We start from the raw sequence: 18,107 nt of genomic DNA on the forward strand, positions 1-18,107 counted from the left end.
CCGGCCCGCGCCACGGGCGAGCTCAACCACGGGTCTGCCGGGCCACGTCCGCGACCACGTCGGCCAGGTCGCCGGTACGCGCGAACACCTCCCGCTGCCGCGCCGCGCCGGTGCCGTGCCGGCGCAGCCCGCCGAGCAGTTCGGTCACCCGGTCGAGGTCGCCGTGCCGCGCCAACTCCGGGCGGATCCGGTCGACAATCCGGTCCAGCAGCTCCCAAGCCGGCCGCAGCTCGCCGTCGTGCAGGTCGACGCCCTCGCCTTCCAGCCCGTCGTGGGCGGCCCGCCAGTGCGCCGCCACCAGCAGGTGGTGGTCGGTGTTGACGGCCGATCGGCCGGCGGCGATGTCGGTGAGCGCGGTCGCGACGAGCCCGCGCACGAGCGCGGCCACCAGGATCGCGTCGTCCACGGACGGGCAGACGTCACCGATCCTGATCTCCACGGTCGGGTACTTGGCGGAGAGCCGGGCATACCAGTAGAGCATTCCCTCGTCCAGCATCACGCCGCTGGCGATGAGCTGCCGGATCAACCGCTGGTAGTGCTCGTGCGACTCCAGGTAGGGCGTGGGCGCGACGGACGGCCAGCGTTCCCACTCGATCGAGCGCCAGCTCGCATAGCCGGTGTCCGCGCTGCGCGCGAACGGGGAGTTGACGGTGGCCGCCTGGAGGATCGGCAGCCAGGGCCGGACGTGGTTGAGCACCTGGACGCCGGTGTCCGGGTCCGGTACGCCGACGTGCACGTGCATGCCGTTGTTGCCGGGGCCGGGCACCAGCAGCCGGAACCGCTCGATCATCCGGTCGAAGCGGGGTTTGTCCACCACCGCCGGGACCGGCCCGTCGACCGGCCCGGTGCCGATCGCCAGCAGCCGTACGCCGGCCCGCTCGGCCGCGTCGGCCAGCTCGGCGCGCAGCATCGACAGCGAGTGCCGGATCGAGGACAGGTCCAGCCCCGGCGGGCTGCCGATCTCGATCTGGCTGGTCTGGAACTCGCGTTCCACCTGGCCCCGCAGCTCGGCCGGCACCTGCTCCATCACCAGTTCGACGGCGGGCACGGCGGTGCCGGTGTGCGGGTCGGCGAGCAGGAACTCCTCCTCGACGCCGACCGTCAACAGGTCGGTCCGGCCGTCCGGCGCGGCATCCCGTTCCCGCTCCGCCACTGAGCCGCTCATCGCCACCACCGTCTCCTTCCGACCGGCACGGCACCGTGCCGTGTGGTCGACGCCTTGTTACCCACCGTGTCGACGCCCGGAAACGCGCCGGACGGCGTGTCGGCCCGGCTCGCCCGGTCGGTTTCGCGAGCGGCGGGACCGCTTCGGTCGGCGGGGCCGGCTTCGGTCGGCGGGGCCGGCTTCGGTCGGCGGGGCCGCTTCGGTCGCGGGCGTGCCGGGTGGCCGGTGTGGCTTCGCCAGCTCGGCGAGGTGGCGGGGTCGGAGCGACGCGGACACCGCCACCTCGCCGAACTGGCGCTCGCGGGCGGGCCGGGGGTGACACGACGTTCTAGGGTGAGCGGGTGGCAGGGATGCTGGCGCTGGTGAGCGGGCCGTGGGCGTACGCCCTCGTCCTGGTCACGGACCGGCCGGCCGGGTTGCTGGCCGGCGCTGCCGTGGTCGCCGCGCTGCTACTGGCCACGGTGATCGCGCTGCGGGTGCGGGCGCTTCCCACGGCACCCGGCACCCGGCACACCGCCGCCCTGCGCGCCCGCGCCCGGCGCCGTCAGGTGCCCCGGCAGGTCGATCCGGACGCGCCCGGTCGTCCGCGCCCGCGCGCACCCGGGTTGCGCCCGTCGGCCGCCTAGCCACGCCGGACCGCCGCTGGTAGGGGCGGATCTGCCGGTTCGGGTCGGACGCCGCCCGGAGGCGTGCCCAGCGCCTGGCCGTCCCCCGCGGGCGCGTGGGGCCGGACCGCCGGACGACGCCCGCCGGTCCTTCCGCATGGCTGCGCGGCCGATTCCGTCGTCATTCGCCCTCCGGCGCGCCGTCGTGCGCCCGGGGCGTCCGGAATCGGACCGAGGGGTCTACCCATGCTCGCCTTCGCACCGTTGCACACCGCGGCCTCGGCCGCCGCCGCCGTCGTCACCTGGCTCGCCGACGCGCTCGTCCCGCTCTCCGGCGGCGCCGCGACGGCCGTCGCCATCGTCCTGTTCACCGTCGGGGTCCGGCTGCTGATCTCGCCGCTCACCCTGGCGCAGGTTCGCGGGGAGCGGCGTCGCGCGGCGCTCGCCCCGGAGGTTCGCGACCTCCAGAGCCGGTACGCCGATGATCCGGCCCGCCTCCAGAGCGAGCTGTTCGCGCTCTACCGGCAGGCCGGGGCGAGCCCGGTCGCGGGCTGCCTGCCGGCGTTGTTGCAGGCGCCGTTCTTCATGGTCATGTACCGCCTCTTCGCCACCGGGGACGGCGCGCCGGAGCTGCTGGGGGAGCGCCTGGCCGGCGTACCGCTGGGGTGGCATCTCGCCGACGGCCTGGCCGGCCCGGTGCCGGCCGTGTTCGGGGTGTTGTTGGCCGCGCTGCTGGCGCTGGCCTGGTGGTCGTCCCGGCGGACACGCCGGCTGGCCGCCGCCGCCACGATCACCGCCACCGGCACCGCCACCGCCGCCGCCGCCACCGCCACCGCCGCCGCCACCGCCACCGCCGCCGCCACCGGCACCGCCGCCACCGGCACCGCCGCCGCCGGCACCGCCGTCACCGGCACCCACACCGGTGGCGGCGCGCCGGCCGGCGGCCCGGGCGCGGCGGTGCTCGGGCGGCTGATGCCGCTGCTGCCCTACGGCACCGTGCTGGTGGCGCTCGTGGTGCCGCTCGCGGCGGTGCTCTACCTGGTCACCACCACCGCGTGGACCGCGCTGGAGCAGGGGGTGCTGCGGCGACCGCAGCTGGCCGCCATCGACAAGCGTTGACAAAGGCGGGGACGGGCGCGTAGAACTCGCTCTCAGAGAGCGCTCTCCGCCCCCGTCCCCGCAGAGAGGCAACCCGGATGAAACCGATTTCGGCGGCCCCCGCCGCCTCCTCCACCGTGCCCCGGATCCGCCGCCGGCTCGCGCTGGCCGCCGCCGTGGTCGTCAGCACCACCGCGCTCGCGGCCGTCTCGATGACCGCGCAGGCCGCCGTCCCGTCCCCGCCGTCGGGCTGGAACCTGGTGTGGAGCGACGACTTCACCGGCGCGGCCGGCACGCTGCCGTCGTCGGCAAACTGGATCATCGACACCGGCACCAGCTATCCGGGCGGCCCCGCCAACTGGGGCACCGGCGAGATCCAGACCTACACCTCGAACACCGCGAACCTGTCCCAGGACGGATCGGGCAACCTGCGCATCACCCCGCTGCGCGACTCCGCCGGCCGCTGGACGTCCGCCCGGATCGAGACGGTCCGGTCGAACTTCAAGCCGCCGGCGGGCGGCGTGCTGGCCCTGGAGGGCCGGATCCAGATGCCGAACGTCACCGGCGCGTCGGCGGCCGGGTACTGGCCGGCGTTCTGGGCGCTCGGCTCGCCCTACCGGGGCAACTACCAGAACTGGCCGGGCATCGGTGAGTTCGACGTGATGGAGAACGTCAACGGCATCAACTCGGTCTGGGGAGTGCTGCACTGCGGCGTCGCGCCGGGCGGCCCGTGCGACGAGTTCAACGGCCGCGGGGCGTCCCGGGCCTGCCCGGGCAGCTCCTGCCAGTCGGCGTTCCACACCTACCGGTTCGAGTGGGACGCCTCGGTGAGCCCGCAGCAACTGCGCTGGTACGTAGACGGCCAGCTCTTCCACACCGTCACCCAGAGCCAGGTCGGGGAGCCGTACTGGAGCCAGATGACCAACCACAGCGGCTACTTCATGCTGCTCAACGTGGCCATGGGCGGCGGCTTCCCGGACGGGGTGGCCGGCTCGGCCACGCCGACCTCGGCGACCGTGTCCGGCCGGCCGATGCTCGTGGACTACGTGGCGGCCTACTCCCGGGGCGGAGGCGGCAACCCGTCGCCGACCCCGACCACGCCGCCGCCGGGCGGGGTGCGCAACGCGTACGCCACCATCCAGGCGGAGTCGTTCAACGCGCAGAACGGCGTGCAGGTGGAGACGTGCACCGAGGGCGGTCAGAACATCGGCTACCTGGCCAACGGTGACTGGGCCCGCTACGACAACGTGGACTTCGGCTCGACCCCGCCGCGCGACTTCGTGGCCCGGGTCGCGTCCGGCGCGGCGGCCGGGGTGAGCGGCCTGGTGGAGGTGCGGGTGGACAGCCCGACCGCGACGCCGATCGGCAGCTTCGCGGTCGGCAACACCGGCGGTTGGCAGACGTGGCGCTCGGTGCCCGGCAACGTCGGCTCGGTGACCGGCCGGCACACCGTCTACCTCACGTTCAGCAGCGGCCAGCCGTCGGACTTCGTCAACCTCAACTGGTTCACCTTCCGCCGCTGAGGTGTAAGGCGGGGGCCCCGCTCAACGCATTCGGATGTGGCGGGGGCCCCGCCTAACACCTCGCCGGCGCCGGCGTCAGCGCCCGGTGGTCACCGACTGCCGGGCGCGCCGCCGGCGTACCTTCTTCACCGCCCAGCTCGCGATCATCACGCCGAAGATCGCGAAGAACGCGTAGTTGAACCAGTGGCTGTAGCGGTCGACGTCCTCCCAGCGCGCGCCCAGGGCGAAACCGGCGCCGACGATCAACCCGTTCCACACCGCGCTACCGAGCGTGGTGAACAGGACGAACTCGCCCATCGGCATGCGATTCGCGCCGGCCGGCACGGAGACCAGGCTGCGCACCACAGGCACCAGCCGGCCGATCAGCACCGCCCAGCGGCCGTGCCGCTCGAACCAGCGGTCCGCCTTCTCCAAGTCCGCCAGGTCGACCAGCGGGATGTGATCCAGCCAGCGTTTCAGCCGGTCCTCGCCGAGCGCCGCGCCGAGCCAGTAGAGCACGAGCGCGCCGAGCAGCGAACCGGCGGTCGCGGCCAGCACGATCACCACCACGTTGAACCGGCCCTCGGCGGAGAGGTAACCCGCCATCGCCAACACGATCTCGCTCGGGATCGGCGGGATGATGCTCTCCAGCGCCACCAGCAGCGCGACACCGACCGCGCCCATCGAGTCGATCACGCTCGCCACCCAGCCGGTCAGCCCGGTGAACTGGTTCGGATCGACGTCTTGGGCCAGGGCCATGGCGGTCCTTCCACACGGGTGCCGGAGATCAGCGGGTAGTACCCGGGGCGGTCCGGCCCACACCCGCCGGTGACCCGGCTAACCGTCCGGGTGCAGCGCCGCGTCCGCCGGCCCGCGCCGCCAGCCGGTGAAGCGGACCAGCAGGCCGCCGTGGCTGGGTGAGCAGCAGTACGGCCCGGCCGTCGCCTCCGCCGCCGGGTCGAGCGGCGCGACCCGCACCAGCCGCCACGGCTCGTCGTCGACCCGGGCCCGGATGGTCAACGCGTCCCCGGCCCGGCTCACCCGGACCGTCACGTCCCGTCCCGACCACTCCGGCACCGGCGCCACCGACCAGTCGGAGAACTCGTCGGTCACCACGGCGCCGACCTGCGGCGAGCCGTCGCTCACCTCGACCCCGGCCTTCGTCCACCGCCGCTCGTCCACCCGCACCAGCACGCCGGCCTGGTCGAACTGGGCGGTGTAGTCGAGCCGGAAGGACACCTCGACGGCGCTGTCCACGGCGAACGGCGCGAGCAGCGCGGAGCCGTCGTCGTGCACGAAGCCGTAGCTGGTGCGCCGCCAGAAGTCGCTGCCGCCCCGCGGCTCGACGAGCAGGGCGTCGTCGACGGCCTCGGCCCGCTCGGGCGGGTTCAGCCACGTGCCGGCGGACCAGTCGCTGGCGGATACGTCCACGCTCATGCCGTGCTGACCGGGCTTGCCCGCACGGCACTCGCCCCGCTCGGTGCGTTCGCTCATGCCGGCACGGTAACCGGGTTTGGCGAATCGCGGGTTCGGAGAAGTAGTCGTCGCATGGGTGACAGGTGGTATCAGGAGGCGGTCGTCTACTGCCTCGACGTGGACTCGTACGCGGACTCCGACGGCGACGGGGTGGGTGACTTCCAGGGGCTGATCGGCCGGCTGGACTATCTGGCCCGCCTCGGGGTGACCTGCCTCTGGCTCAACCCGATCCATCCCTCACCGAACAAGGACGACGGGTACGACGCCACCGACTTCTACAACGTCGACCCGCGCCTGGGGACCCTCGGTGACTTCGCGGAGCTGCTGCACCAGGCGCAGAACCGCGGCATCCGGGTGATCATCGACCTGGTGGTCAACCACACCTCGGACCAGCACCCGTGGTTCCAGTCCGCCCGTTCCTCGCCCGACTCGCCGTACCGCGACTGGTATGTCTGGGCGGACCACGAGCCGGCGGACCGGCACCAGGGCATGGTCTTCCCGGGCGAGCAGCACGAGACCTGGACCTACGACCGGACCGCCAAAGCCTGGTTCTACCACCGCTTCTACAAGTTCCAGCCGGACCTCAACATCGAGAACCCGAAGGTCCGGGCGGAGATCAAGAAGATCACCTCGTTCTGGCTCCAGCTCGGCGTCTCCGGATTCCGGATGGACGCCGTGCCGTTCATCATCGAGAAGACCGAGCCGGGCAACCCGAACGCGACCAAGGACTTCGACTTCCTCACCGACCTGCGCCAGCACGTGCAGTGGCGGCGCGGCGACGCGGCCCTGCTCGCCGAGGCGAACGTCGAGCCGGACCAGTTGCCCGTCTACTTCGGCGACGACAGCGGCTCCGGCAACCGCATCCACATGCTCTTCGACTTCATGCTCAACGGCCGCCTGATGCTCGCGCTCGCCCGGGAGGACCCGGAGGCGATCATCGACGCGCTGCGCGACACCCCGAAGCTGCCCACCGGCGGCCAGTGGGCCACGTTCCTGCGCAACCACGACGAGATCGACCTGTCCCGGCTCACCGCCGACCAGCGCAACGACGTGCTGGCGAAGTTCGGGCCGGAGGAGAGCATGCAGCTCTACGGCCGGGGCATCCGCCGCCGGCTCGCCCCGATGCTCGGCAACGACCGCCGGCACATCGAGCTGGCGTACGCGCTGCAGTTCTCGCTGCGCGGCACGCCGGTGCTGCGCTACGGCGAGGAGATCGGGATGGGGGAGGACCTGTCGCTGGACGGGCGGGACGCGATCCGCACCCCGATGCAGTGGTCCTACAAGGACAATGCCGGCTTCTCCACCGCCGAGCCGGAGAAGCTGCTCCGCCCGGTGATCGACAAGGGTGAGTACGGCTACCAGCACGTGAACGTCACCGCGCAGCGCAAGGACCCGCGCTCGCTGCTCGGTTGGTTCGAGCGGATGATCCGTACCCTGCGGGAGGCCCCGGAGATCGGTTCGGGCAGCACCGCCCACATCGACGTGCCGATGCCCCCCGGCGTGCTCGCGCACCGCGCCGACGGGCCGACCGGGACCATGGTCTTCCTGCACAACCTCGGCACCGAGGACGTGGAGGTCGACCTGAGCACCCTCGCCCCGGAGGCCGACCTGCCGATCGACGTGCTGACCGACCGCAACTACGAGGACGTGGGCAAGCTCGACCAGCTCAAGCTGAACGGTCACGGTTACCGGTGGATCCGGCTCTGCCGGGGTGGGGCCCTCTGAGGTGACATGACGGCGGGATAGGCTCCTCCGATCTAGCCACGTTACCGGGAGGTAATCATGTCGGAGGAGCCCCGCGTCGCCATCGTGACCGGAGCCGCGCGCGGCATCGGCGCGGCCACCGCCCGCCGGCTGGCCGCCGACGGCATGGCCGTCGCCGTGGTCGACATCGACGAGTCCGCCACCGGCGAGACCGTCGAGGCCATCACCGCCGCGGGCGGCCGGGCGCTCGGCGTCGGCGCGGATGTGGCCGACCGGGTCCAGGTCGAGGCCGCCGTCGAGCGGGTCGCCGCCGACCTGGGCGCGCCGACCGTCCTGGTCAACAACGCCGGTGTCCTCCGCGACAACCTGCTGTTCAAGATGACCGACGCCGACTGGGACACGGTCCTGGGCGTGCACCTACGCGGCGCGTTCCTGTTCAGTCAGGCCGCACAGAAGCACATGGTCGAGCGGAAGTGGGGGCGGATCGTCAACCTCTCCAGCACCTCGGCGCTCGGTAACCGGGGGCAGGCGAACTACTCCGCCGCCAAGGCCGGACTCCAGGGCTTCACCAAGACGCTCGCCATCGAGCTGGGCCCGTACGGGGTGACCGTCAACGCGGTGGCGCCCGGCTTCATCGTCACCGACATGACCGCCGCCACCGCGGCCCGGATGAAGGTCGACTTCGCCGCGCTCCAGGAACACGCCGCCGCCGAGATCGCGGTACGCCGCACCGGCCGCCCGGAGGACGTCGCGCACACCATCTCGTTCCTGACCAGCGAGGGCGCGTCCTTCGTCTCCGGCCAGGTCATCTACGTGGCCGGCGGCCCCAAGTCCTGACCCGCCCGCGCGGTCAGGTGCGGGGGCGGCGGGTGCGGTGGAGCCAGAGAAGGCCCAGGAGGGGTAGCACCAAGGGGATGTAGCCGTAGCCGCTGCCGAAGTCGGACCAGACCGTCTCGTCCGGGAACAGCTCGCGGTCGGCGATGCTCAGCACGCCCACCGCGAGCACCCCGACCAGCTCGACCGAGCAGCACGCGAGCGCGACCCGGCGGCCGGCGTGCCCGGCCCGGGCCAACCCCACCGCCGCCACGATGTAGATCAGCGCGGCCAGCGCGGAGAGCAGGTACGCCACCGGCGCCTCGTCGAACTTCGTGGCGATCTGCAGTCCGGCCCGCGACGTCGCGGCGATGGCGAACAGGATGTAGACCGCGATCAGCAGCCGGCCCGGCCCGCGGTTCGTGGCGCGCTCCGGCGTGGCGGTCTCAGCCACCGACGACCTCCCAGGTCTGCTGGAGTCGCACCACCACGACCGGGGTGACCAGGCAGACCGCGCAGACGATGGCCGAGCCCCAGCGGGTCGGCTCCATCCGGGCCAGCACCCAGGCCAGCGGCGGTAGGCAGACGAGCGTCACCAGGTAGCCGAAGAACGCACCCGGCTCGCCCGGCCGGTCGCCGCCGCCGAGCGCGACGAGCGCCGCCACGGTCAACGCCAGCAGCGCCAACTCCACCACGGCCAGGCCGGCGAACTGGACCCGGTCCGGCGGGCGCTGCCGCACGGCCGCGACCAGGGCCCAGACCGCGACCGCGAGCGACAGCACGATCGCGATCGTGGCGAGCAACCCGTCCACCGGCGAGCCGGCCGCCGCCGCGCTGGTCATCGACGCAGTGTCGTTCACCGGGCCAGCCTACTAAGCGGCGTAGTAGGGGCGCGTCGGCCGGGTCGGGGCGCGCCGGCCGGGCCGGGCGACTAGCGTGGATCACGCTCCCGGCGTACGCCGGTGGCCGGCGACGACGGCAGGAGGTCCGGGGTGCGGTTCGGGTTGTTCGGCACCGGTCACTGGGCGGCGAAGACGCACGCCGCGGCCATCGACGCCCACCCGCGGGCGCAACTGGCCGGCGTGTGGGGGCGGAACCCGGCGAAGGCGGAGGAGCTCGCCACCCGGCACGGCGTACCGGCCTTCACCGACGTGGACGCGCTGGTCGAGGCGTGCGACGCGGTCGCCGTGGCGCTCCCGCCGGACGTGCAGGCCGACATCGCCGTCCGGGCCGCCACCGCCGGGCGGCATCTGCTGCTGGACAAGCCGCTGGCGCTCGGCCTCGCCGACGCCGACCGGGTGGTCGACGCCGCCCAGTCCGCCGGGGTGGCCTCGGTGGTCTTCTTCACCCAGCGCTTCCACCCGAACGTCACCGGCTCCCTCGCCTCGGCCGCGGCGGCCGGCGGCTGGCAGCACGCCCGGTGCACCATGTTCGCCTCGATCTTTCAGCCCGGTAATCCGTACGGCGGCTCGCGGTGGCGGCGGGACCGGGGCGCGCTGTGGGACATCGGCCCGCACGCGCTGTCGCTGATCCTGCCGGTGCTCGGCCGGGTCACCCGGGTCGCCGCGATGGACGGGCCGAGCGGCCTGGTGCATCTGCTGCTCACCCACGACGGCGGCGCGACCAGCTCGCTCTCGCTCACCCTCGACGCGCCGGCCGAGGCCGTGACCCGCGACGTCGTCTTCTTCGGCGAGAACGGCACCGAGAGCGTCCCGCCCGGCGACGGCAGTGCGCTCCAGGCGTTCGGCGCGGCGCTCGACCAGTTGCTGGCGGAGGTCGACGCGGGCACCCGCGACCACCGCTGCGACGTCCGGTTCGGCCGGGAGGTGGTGGCCGTGCTCGACGCCGCGGAGACCGCCCGGGCGCAGGGGCGCACGGTCGAGCTTTAGCAGACCGGCCGGAAATCGCGGCCATCCGGTCCGGCGCCGGCACCGAATGCCTACCGTGCGGGCAGAGGGAGCCGACGGAAGGTGGAACCGGATGACCCACGGCGACAGCGTCGGTGACGTGCCGGGGCGGTCGAGGTTGCACGCCGTGCCCCCGGCCGCCCCGGACCAGCGGGTGGAGACCGACGACCTGCTGCGGGCGGTGGCGCGCGGTGACGAGGCGGCGTTCGAGCGGCTCTACGGCCTCGTCTCGCCGCGCGTCTACGGCCTGGTGCGGCGGGTGCTGCGCGACCCGGCCCAAGCCGAGGAGGTCGCCCAGGAGGCGCTGGTCGAGGTGTGGCGCACCGCCGCCCGGTTCGACCCGTCCCGGGGCTCCGCCACCGCCTGGGTATTCACCATCGCCCACCGGCGCGCGGTGGACCGGGTCCGGTCCGAACAGGCCGGCGCCGAACGCACCCGCCGGGCCGCCGCCGGATCCGCCGAGACGCCGTACGACGAGGTGGCCGAGGAGGCGGCGGCCCGCTTGGAACGGCAGCAGGTACGCCACTGCCTGAACGCGCTCACCGAGGTGCAGCGCGAGGCGATCACGCTTGCCTACTACGGCGGGCACAGCTACCGCGAGGTGGCCGGCCTGCTCGACACCGCGCTGCCGACCGTCAAGAGCCGCATGCGGGACGGGTTGATCCGTCTGCGCGACTGCCTGGGAGTGGGGCTGACCCGATGACCGACATCCACGCGCTCGCCGGGGCGTACGTGCTCGACGCGGTGGACGACGTCGAGCGGGCCGCGTTCGACCGGCACCTGGCCGACTGCGAAAGTTGCGCGCTGGAGTTGGCCGAGCTGCGCGAGACGGCCGCGCGGCTGGCCGACTCGACCTGGTCCGTACCCCCGCCCGCGCTGCGCACGGCGGTGTTGGCGGAGATCCGGCGTACCCGGCAGGAACGGCCCGGTCCCGCGGGCCGCGTCGGGCCCGCCGCGGCCGGGGCCTGGCGACGCCGGCTGGCCGTCGCGGCCGCCGTCGTGCTGCTGGCCGGCGGCGCGGGCGCGGCCACCTGGGTGGCCCAGGAGCAGCGGGTACGCGACGCGCGCACCGAGGCCGACGCGGCTCGGGACGAGGCGGGCCGGATCCGGGCGGTGCTGGCCGCCCCGGACGCGGTGGTGCGCACCGGCGTCGCGCCGGCCGGCGGCCGGGTGACCGTGGTGGCGTCGGCGAGCCGGGACGAGGGGGTGGCCCTGGTGGCCGGGCTGGCCGCGCCGGGGCCGGACCGGGCCTACCAGCTCTGGCTGATCGAGGGCGCCACGGCCACCTCGGCCGGGGTGCTGCCGGCCGGGCAGGGCGGCGGCACGAGGCTGCTCTCGGGCGTCCGTGGCAAGGGCCTGTTCGGCGTCACGGAGGAGCCGGCGGGCGGCTCGGCGCAGCCGACCATGACGCCGCTCGTGTCGTTCACCCTCACCTGAGGTGAAAGGCGGGGCCCCCGCTTAACGCATTCGGTAGAGGAGGGGGCCCCGCTTAACACGTGGCATCGAGCGGGGCTGCGCTAGCTGTTCAGGATCAGCAGGGCCTCGCCGAGTTCGGCCGGGGTGTCGAACTCCTCGGCCGGCAACGTGCGGAGCGTCTGGAGCGCCTCGGTGCTGGCGCCGTTCTCCTGCCCCCAACGGACCAGATCCTCCCGCGAGACCGGATAGTCGAGCCCGGCCAGGAACTCCTGCAACTGCGCGCCGGTGACGGTCATACCGGCCGGTTACCCGTATGCCCGGCCGGCATGCCCGGTTGCCTGGTCCGGCAGCCTGGTCCGGTTGCCTGGTCCGGCCGCGCGACGGTTTGCCCGGGCGGCACCCGGGTAGCCGCGCACATGCTGGTTCAGCGGCTCGGCGCGCCGAGCGACTTCGACCCGCTGCTGGAGCGCGTCCGGAACGCCCGCATCGTGATGATCGGCGAGGCGACGCACGGCAGCTACGACTACTACCGGCTGCGGGAGCAGTTGACCCGGCGACTCATCGCCGAACAGGGTTTCGACTTCGTCGCGGTGGAGGGGGACTGGCCGGACTGCGACCGGGTGCACCGATCGGTGGTGGGCGCACCCGGCGGCCTGGCCGATCCGCTCGTCGCGCTGGAACGCTTCGAACGGTGGCCCACCTGGATGTGGGCGAACGCCGAGGTGGCCCGCTTCTGCCGCTGGCTGCGGGCCTGGAACCTGGAACGCCCCGAGGGCGAACGCGCCGGCTTCCACGGCCTCGACGTCTATTCCCTCTGGGAGTCGATGCAGGCCATCTTCGACTACCTGGGCGAGGAGGACCCGGCGTCGCTGGAGGCGGCCCAGGAGGCGTACCGCTGCTTCGAGCCGTACGGCAAGCAGGTCGAGGAGTACGGCATGGCCAGCCGGTTCGTCTCCGCCCGGTGCGAGGAGGAGGTGGTGCGGCTGTTGGCGCGTACCCGGGAACAGGCCGCCGCGGACGGCCCGGACCGTTTCTCGGCCTGGCAGAACGCGGAGGTGGTGGCCGGCGCGGAGCGTTACTACCGGGCCATGGTCGGCGGTGGCCCGGAGTCGTGGAACGTCCGCGACATCCACATGGCCGACACGCTGGACCGGTTGCTGGACCGCTACGGGCCGGGCGCGCGGGGCGTCGTGTGGGCGCACAACACGCACGTCGGGGACGCGCGGGCCACCGAGATGGCGGCGGACGGCATGGTCAACATCGGCCAGTTGGGCCGGGAGCGGCACGGCCGCGACGCGGTGGCGTTGATCGGCTTCGGCAGTTACCGGGGCACCGTGGTCGCCGCCCCGCGCTGGGGCTCGCCGGCCGAGACGATGGTGGTGCCGCCGGCGCGCGAGGGGTCGGTCGAGCGCCGGCTGCACGAGCTGATGCCGGACCGGGCGGTGCTGGTCTTCGGCGGCCCGGACGAGCCGGAGTGGGTGACCGGCGAGGCGGACCACCGGGCCATCGGCGTGGTGTACGACCCGAGCTTCGAGTCCTGGGGCAACTACGTGCCGACGCGGCTGGGGGAGCGGTACGACGCGTTCGTCTGGTGCGACGAGACGACCGCGCTGCACCCGTTGCCGGCGTTGGTGACTCCCGGTGAGATGGAGACGTACCCGGCCGGGGTGTGAGCGCGGGTGTTAAGCGGGGCCCCCGCCTATACAAAAGGCGTTAAGCGGGGGCCCCTCCTTTCACTTCACCGGGGCGGGCTCGCGTTCGGCGAGGTGGGCGCGGAGGCCCTCGCCCTCGACGTCCACGTTGGGCAGCGCCCGGTTCAGCCAGCGGGGCAGCCACCATGCGGCGTTGTTCAGCAGCGACATCACCGCCGGGACGATCGTCATCCGGACCACGAAGGCGTCGATGGCGACGCCGATCGCGAGCGCGAAGCCCATCGACTTGATGATCGGGTCCTCCAGGAAGACGAAGCCGCCGAACACCGAGATCATGATGAGCGCCGCGGCGGTGACCACCCGGGCACCGTGTCCCATGCCGCTGATGGTGGCGTCACGGGCGGTCTCGCCGTGCACGAAGTCCTCCCGCATGCGGGAGACCAGGAAGACCTCGTAGTCCATGGCCAGGCCGAACAGGATACCGATGAGCAGGATCGGCAGGAAGCTGACGAGCGGGGCCGGCGTGTCCACGCCGAGCAGCCCGGCCAGGTGCCCCTGCTGGAACACCGCCACCGTGATGCCGAACGTGGCCGCGACGGTGAGCAGGAAGCCGAGGGCCGCCTTGACCGGCACCAGGATCGACCGGAACACCAGCATCAGCAGCAGCACGGACAGGCCCACCACGAGCAGCAGATAGACCGGCAGGGCGTCGGAGAGCTTCTCCGACACGTCGATGCCGATCGCGGTGACGCCGGTGAGCATCACCTCGGCGTTCTGGACGTCGCCGACCTGCCGGCGGATGTCGTGCACCAGCTCCTCGGTCTTCTCGTCGGTCGGCCCGGTCTTCGGGATGACCCCGAGCAGGGCGGTCCGGCCGGACGGGTCAAGCTGCGGCGGGGCGACCGCCAACACCCCGTCGGTCTTCTGGATCAGCGCGACGACCTGCGGCACGGCGGCCTGGGTGGCCTGCGGCGAGTCGGCGGTGACCACGACCGCGAGCCGGCCGGTGAAGCCGGGACCGAAGCCTTCCTGGATCAGGTCGTTGCTGACCCGGGCCGGGCTGCCCTCGGCGGCGGAGGAGGCGTCCGGCAGCGCCAGGCGCATGTCCTGGGACGGGATGGCGAGCAGCCCGAGGCCGAGCAGACCGACCAGGATGACCGGGATGCGGAAGCGGGTCACCAGGCGCGCCCAGCGGAACCCGAAGCCGGAGCGGTCCTCCGAGCCGACGGCCGGATTCTCGACCGCTTCGCGGTTGCGCAGCTTGCGCGGCAGCACCTTCCGGCCGGCGAAGCCGAGCAGCGCCGGGGCCAGCGTGATCGCCACCAGCACGGCCACGGTGACGGTGCCGGCGGCGGCCAGGCCCATCACGGTGAGGAACGGGATGCCGACCACGGCCAGGCCGGCGAGCGCCACGACCACGGTGGCGCCGGCGAAGACCACGGCGGAGCCGGCGGTGCCGACGGCCCGGCCGACCGCCTCCTCGGGGGAGAGCCCGTCGAGCAGGTTCTGTCGGTGCCGGGAGGTGATGAACAGGGAGTAGTCGATGCCGACGGCGAGGCCGAGCATCAGCGCCAGGATCGGGGCGGTGCTGGTCAGCTCGACCGCGCCACTGAGCGCGAACAGGCCGGCCATGCCGACGCCGACGCCGATCAGCGCGTTCAGCATGGTCATGCCGGCCGCCACCAGCGAGCCGAACGTGATGACCAGGACGATCGCCGCGACCAGCACACCGAGCGCCTCGGTCGAGCCGACCTCCGGCTCGCCGTTGAGGACCTCACCGCCGGGCGCGATCTGCCAGCCCTGCGCCGCGGCCTGCTGACCGACCTTCTCGTACGCGTCGCGCTGCTCGGTCGTGACGTCGTCCGCCCGGCCGGCGAACTGCACCTGGATCAGCGCGTACCGGCCGTCCGGCGTGATCGCCTGCGCCTGGTACGGGTCGACCGCGCCGACCACGCCGGGCAGCGTGGCCGCCTCCTGGGTCACCTGCTTGACCACCGCCTGGCCGGCCGGCGTGGTGAGGGCGCCGTCCTGCGGGGCCTTCACGGCGATGGTGCCGGTGGCGCCGCTGGCCGCCGGGAACCGGTCGGCGAGCAGGTCGATCGCCTGCTGCGACTCGGTGCCCGGCATGGTGAAGTTGCTCGCCGTCGGGCCTCGCAGGGTGGCCGCGGCCAGGCCGAGACCGACGAGTACGACGAGCCAGACGACGGCGACGAGTCGCCGTCGGCGCAGGGATGCCCGGCCGAGCCGGTACAGCAGGGTCGCCATGGACCTTCCTTCGTCCTCGGGATTGCGACAGTGGGATCAGGTGGTGGGTTCGAGCGCGCGGCGTGCGACGGCGAGCAGCGCGGGTCGCAGCTCCTCGTCGCTGATGTCCAGGAACTCGCCGCAGGTCTCGGCGATGCCGGCGAGCACGACGAGCGCGGCGACGCGGGCCGCCGGCCGGTCGGAGAAGCCGGCGAAGGCGGCGACCAGCCGTTCGGAGATCTGTTGGATGTGCGCGAACGCCGGCTGTTGGAGCAGGTCCGGGAACTCGCCCCGGAGCAGCGCGATCTCCCGGCGGAACCGGACCGCCAGGTCGACGAAACCTTCGGCGGCGGCCCGTTGGGCCTCGGCGCCGGTGAGGTCGGCGAGCCGGGCGTCGAGCTCCTCCAGCACCGCGATGGCCGGGGCCATCAGTTCGCAGAGCAGGGCGTCCTTGCTGGCGAAGTGGTAGAGCACGGTGGCCTTGGAACAGCCCACCTCGCGGGCGATGTCCTGGAGTGAGGTGCCCTTGTATCCGGTGACGGCGAACCGACGGGCCGCCGCGCTGAGCAGCTCGTCGTGGGTGGCCGGGGTGGCGCGTGCCATGCCCCCAAGCATGCCTGACCGATCGGTCAGCACCTGACCGATCGGTCAGAAGGATTGCGTGGGCTTCGCCACATCGAGGTGTTTGTGCAGGTCAGCTCATTGTCGCGCTGGTCCACCCGGCGAGCCACTCGTCCGACCACGTGAGCGCGCCGGAGCGCAGGTCAGCCACCAGGCCGCGGACCCACTCCAGTTCGGTACGCAGCAGGGCCGCCTGGTACTCGTCCTCGACCAGGAAGAGGCGGGGCAGGTCGATCGTGCTCAACGCCGCCTCGCGCTCGCGCAGTCGCGCCTCGATCGTGTCCGCCCGCTCATCGAGCCGCCGGGCGGCCTCCTCCGGCGGCAGGATCGGCAGGAACGACAGGGCGGCGGGGAATTCCGGGAACTCCCGGGCGGGGGTGGCGAGTGCGTCGGCGAGCCATCCGTCGAGGGTGCGCCGGCCGGCCGGGGTGAGGGCGTACACCGTGCGCTCCGGCCGTCCCTCCGCTCGGATGGTCTCCGCGACGCGGATCAGCTCCTCGCGGCGCAGCCGCTCGATGGCCTGGTAGATGCTGTTTCGCTGCGCGACGTTGACCACGTCGTGCTTTCCCCGCTCCCGGATGAGCTGCTGCATCCGGTACGCGTGCATCGGCGCCTCGACCAGGAGGGCCAGCACCATCATCGCCAGCGGCGAGCGACGAGCCGTCATGTGCCCACCCTAGGCGACCCCTTTTCCTCGCATAGTCATTCTATGTATAGTCATCACATGACTAAAGCTGTCGTCATCGGCGCGGGCCTGGCCGGTCCGGTCGCCGCCATGGCCCTGATCCGCGCCGGCGTCGACGCGGCCGTCCACGAGGCGTACGAGCAGGACGCCGTCGGGGTGGGCGCGTTCCTCACGCTCTCGGTCAACGGGCTGGACGCGCTGCGCGCCATCGGGCTGGACGGCCTGGTGGCCGGGCTCGGGCACCCGACGTCCCGAATGGTCATGCGGAACCACCGGGGCCGCCGGCTGGCCGAGTTCCCCGCCCCGGGCGCCCGCACCGTCGGCCGCTCCGACCTCTACCGGGCGCTGCGCGACGAGGCGCTGCGCCGCGGTGTCGAGTTCGTACACGGCGCCCGGCTGGTCGACGCCGAGGCCCACGAGAACGGGGTGACCGCCCGGTTCGCCGACGGTCGCAGCGTCCCCGGCGACCTGCTGGTCGGCGCCGACGGGCTGCGCTCCCGGGTGCGCACGCTCATCGACCCGGCCGCGCCCGCGCCGCGCTACGTGCCGCTGCTCAACGCCGGCGGGTTCGCCCGTGGGCTGCGCCTGCCCGACGAACGCGGCACCATGCAGATGATGTTCGGCCGGCGCTGCTTCTTCTGCTGGATCGTGGTGGGCCGGGACGAGGTCTGGTGGTTCGCCAACCCGCCGCAGCCGCTCGAACTCAGCCGGGAGCAGCTCGCCGCGATCGGCCCGGACGAGGCCCGCGCCCGGCTGCGCGCGCTGCTCGACGGCGACCCGAGCCCGGCGAGCGCGATCCTGGACCACACCACCCGGATCGAGTACGGCTGGCCCACGTACGACCTGCCGTCGGTGCCGGTCTGGCACCGGGCCCGCATGATCGTCCTCGGGGACGCCGCGCACACCGCCGCCCCCTCGTCCGGCCAGGGCGCGGCGATGGCCTTCGAGGACGCCGTCCAACTCGCCCGTTGCCTGCGCGACGTGCCGGACGTGCCGGCGGCGTTCGCGGCGTACGAGCGCCTGCGCCGTGCCCGGGTGGAGCGGGTCGTCGCGCAGGGACGGCGGACCAGCACCGTCAAGGTGGCCGGCCCGGTCGGGCGGTTGGCCCGGGATCTGGGCATGCCGCTGGTCGCCCGCCTGATGGCGCGCGACGACGGCGCCGCGCAGTCCTGGCTCTTCGACCACCACATCGACTGGGCGGAGCGGGTCCAGGTCTGAG

19 protein-coding genes are annotated in these 18,107 nt (G+C 73.2%); 10 read left to right on the forward strand and 9 right to left on the reverse strand.

Annotated features, from left to right (window positions below; genetic code table 11):
- Window positions 1–22 precede the first annotated feature (22 nt).
- Window positions 23–1,174, reverse strand: coding sequence for a glutamate--cysteine ligase (locus O7602_RS04015; protein ID WP_281586878.1), 1,152 nt, complete (start codon window positions 1,172–1,174; stop codon window positions 23–25).
- Between the two features lie 341 nt (window positions 1,175–1,515).
- Here O7602_RS04015 and O7602_RS04020 point away from each other — a divergent pair, with 341 nt between their 5' ends.
- The 3 genes from O7602_RS04020 to O7602_RS04030 all read left to right on the forward strand — a co-directional run bounded on the left by O7602_RS04020 (window position 1,516) and on the right by O7602_RS04030 (window position 4,391).
- Window positions 1,516–1,791, forward strand: coding sequence for a DUF6412 domain-containing protein (locus tag O7602_RS04020; protein ID WP_281590110.1), 276 nt, complete (start codon window positions 1,516–1,518; stop codon window positions 1,789–1,791).
- Window positions 1,792–2,016: 225 nt separating this feature from the next.
- On the forward strand, window positions 2,017–2,889 hold the full coding sequence (locus O7602_RS04025; RefSeq protein ID WP_281586879.1) for a membrane protein insertase YidC: 873 nt from the start codon (window positions 2,017–2,019) through the stop codon (window positions 2,887–2,889).
- Window positions 2,890–2,975: 86 nt separating this feature from the next.
- The gene (locus tag O7602_RS04030) at window positions 2,976–4,391 is read left to right on the forward strand and encodes a carbohydrate-binding protein (RefSeq protein WP_281590111.1); all 1,416 of its coding nucleotides are present in this window, start codon (window positions 2,976–2,978) and stop codon (window positions 4,389–4,391) included.
- A 75-nt stretch (window positions 4,392–4,466) separates the two neighbouring features.
- On the opposite strand, the gene O7602_RS04035 is transcribed toward O7602_RS04030, so the two are convergent.
- The gene (locus tag O7602_RS04035) at window positions 4,467–5,129 is read right to left on the reverse strand and encodes a DedA family protein (protein WP_281586880.1); all 663 of its coding nucleotides are present in this window, start codon (window positions 5,127–5,129) and stop codon (window positions 4,467–4,469) included.
- A 78-nt stretch (window positions 5,130–5,207) separates the two neighbouring features.
- A complete protein-coding gene (locus O7602_RS04040) occupies window positions 5,208–5,864 on the reverse strand; it encodes a DUF1349 domain-containing protein (RefSeq protein ID WP_281586881.1) in 657 nt (218 codons plus the stop codon).
- Between the two features lie 54 nt (window positions 5,865–5,918).
- Between O7602_RS04040 and O7602_RS04045 the strand changes: the two genes are divergently transcribed.
- The gene (locus O7602_RS04045) at window positions 5,919–7,571 is read left to right on the forward strand and encodes an alpha-amylase family protein (protein ID WP_281586882.1); all 1,653 of its coding nucleotides are present in this window, start codon (window positions 5,919–5,921) and stop codon (window positions 7,569–7,571) included.
- Window positions 7,572–7,628: 57 nt separating this feature from the next.
- Window positions 7,629–8,387: a 3-oxoacyl-ACP reductase FabG gene (gene fabG / locus O7602_RS04050; protein ID WP_281586883.1), complete on the forward strand. Its 759-nt coding sequence runs from the start codon at window positions 7,629–7,631 to the stop codon at window positions 8,385–8,387.
- 13 nt (window positions 8,388–8,400) lie between these two features.
- Here fabG and O7602_RS04055 read toward each other — a convergent pair whose 3' ends face one another.
- Together O7602_RS04055 and O7602_RS04060 are read right to left on the reverse strand one after the other, a co-directional pair.
- On the reverse strand, window positions 8,401–8,817 hold the full coding sequence (locus O7602_RS04055; protein WP_281586884.1) for a hypothetical protein: 417 nt from the start codon (window positions 8,815–8,817) through the stop codon (window positions 8,401–8,403).
- Window positions 8,810–9,205: a hypothetical protein gene (locus O7602_RS04060; RefSeq protein ID WP_281590112.1), complete on the reverse strand. Its 396-nt coding sequence runs from the start codon at window positions 9,203–9,205 to the stop codon at window positions 8,810–8,812. Before O7602_RS04060 ends, O7602_RS04055 begins: the two co-directional genes overlap by 8 nt.
- Before the next feature lie 150 nt (window positions 9,206–9,355).
- Here O7602_RS04060 and O7602_RS04065 point away from each other — a divergent pair, with 150 nt between their 5' ends.
- The 3 genes from O7602_RS04065 (at window position 9,356) to O7602_RS04075 (ending at window position 11,707) form a co-directional block, all read left to right on the forward strand.
- Window positions 9,356–10,252 carry a Gfo/Idh/MocA family oxidoreductase gene (locus tag O7602_RS04065; RefSeq protein WP_281586885.1) on the forward strand — a complete coding sequence of 299 codons (897 nt, stop codon included), beginning with the start codon at window positions 9,356–9,358 and terminating at the stop codon, window positions 10,250–10,252.
- A 91-nt stretch (window positions 10,253–10,343) separates the two neighbouring features.
- Window positions 10,344–10,973 (forward strand): ECF RNA polymerase sigma factor SigK, encoded by a 630-nt coding sequence (sigK, locus tag O7602_RS04070; RefSeq protein WP_281586886.1) that lies wholly within the window; start codon window positions 10,344–10,346, stop codon window positions 10,971–10,973.
- Window positions 10,970–11,707 carry an anti-sigma factor gene (locus O7602_RS04075; protein ID WP_281586887.1) on the forward strand — a complete coding sequence of 246 codons (738 nt, stop codon included), beginning with the start codon at window positions 10,970–10,972 and terminating at the stop codon, window positions 11,705–11,707. The genes sigK and O7602_RS04075 overlap by 4 nt, the downstream gene beginning before the upstream one ends.
- Before the next feature lie 80 nt (window positions 11,708–11,787).
- Here O7602_RS04075 and O7602_RS04080 read toward each other — a convergent pair whose 3' ends face one another.
- Entirely contained in the window at window positions 11,788–11,982 is a 195-nt protein-coding gene (locus tag O7602_RS04080; RefSeq protein ID WP_281586888.1) for a DUF2795 domain-containing protein, read from the reverse strand.
- A gap of 120 nt (window positions 11,983–12,102) precedes the next feature.
- Here O7602_RS04080 and O7602_RS04085 point away from each other — a divergent pair, with 120 nt between their 5' ends.
- Window positions 12,103–13,359: an erythromycin esterase family protein gene (locus O7602_RS04085; protein WP_281586889.1), complete on the forward strand. Its 1,257-nt coding sequence runs from the start codon at window positions 12,103–12,105 to the stop codon at window positions 13,357–13,359.
- Between the two features lie 60 nt (window positions 13,360–13,419).
- Here O7602_RS04085 and O7602_RS04090 read toward each other — a convergent pair whose 3' ends face one another.
- The 3 genes from O7602_RS04090 to O7602_RS04100 all read right to left on the reverse strand — a co-directional run bounded on the left by O7602_RS04090 (window position 13,420) and on the right by O7602_RS04100 (window position 16,870).
- Window positions 13,420–15,603 carry an MMPL family transporter gene (locus O7602_RS04090; RefSeq protein ID WP_281586890.1) on the reverse strand — a complete coding sequence of 728 codons (2,184 nt, stop codon included), beginning with the start codon at window positions 15,601–15,603 and terminating at the stop codon, window positions 13,420–13,422.
- Window positions 15,604–15,639: 36 nt separating this feature from the next.
- The gene (locus tag O7602_RS04095; RefSeq protein ID WP_281586891.1) at window positions 15,640–16,185 is read right to left on the reverse strand and encodes a TetR/AcrR family transcriptional regulator; all 546 of its coding nucleotides are present in this window, start codon (window positions 16,183–16,185) and stop codon (window positions 15,640–15,642) included.
- A gap of 91 nt (window positions 16,186–16,276) precedes the next feature.
- Window positions 16,277–16,870 carry a PadR family transcriptional regulator gene (locus O7602_RS04100; protein ID WP_281586892.1) on the reverse strand — a complete coding sequence of 198 codons (594 nt, stop codon included), beginning with the start codon at window positions 16,868–16,870 and terminating at the stop codon, window positions 16,277–16,279.
- A 57-nt stretch (window positions 16,871–16,927) separates the two neighbouring features.
- Here O7602_RS04100 and O7602_RS04105 point away from each other — a divergent pair, with 57 nt between their 5' ends.
- Window positions 16,928–18,106 carry an NAD(P)/FAD-dependent oxidoreductase gene (locus O7602_RS04105; RefSeq protein ID WP_281586893.1) on the forward strand — a complete coding sequence of 393 codons (1,179 nt, stop codon included), beginning with the start codon at window positions 16,928–16,930 and terminating at the stop codon, window positions 18,104–18,106.
- Window position 18,107: the final 1 nt, after the last annotated feature.

Source organism: Micromonospora sp. WMMD1128 (assembly GCF_027497235.1).
In the GTDB taxonomy this organism is placed as follows: Bacteria; Actinomycetota; Actinomycetes; order Mycobacteriales; family Micromonosporaceae; genus Micromonospora.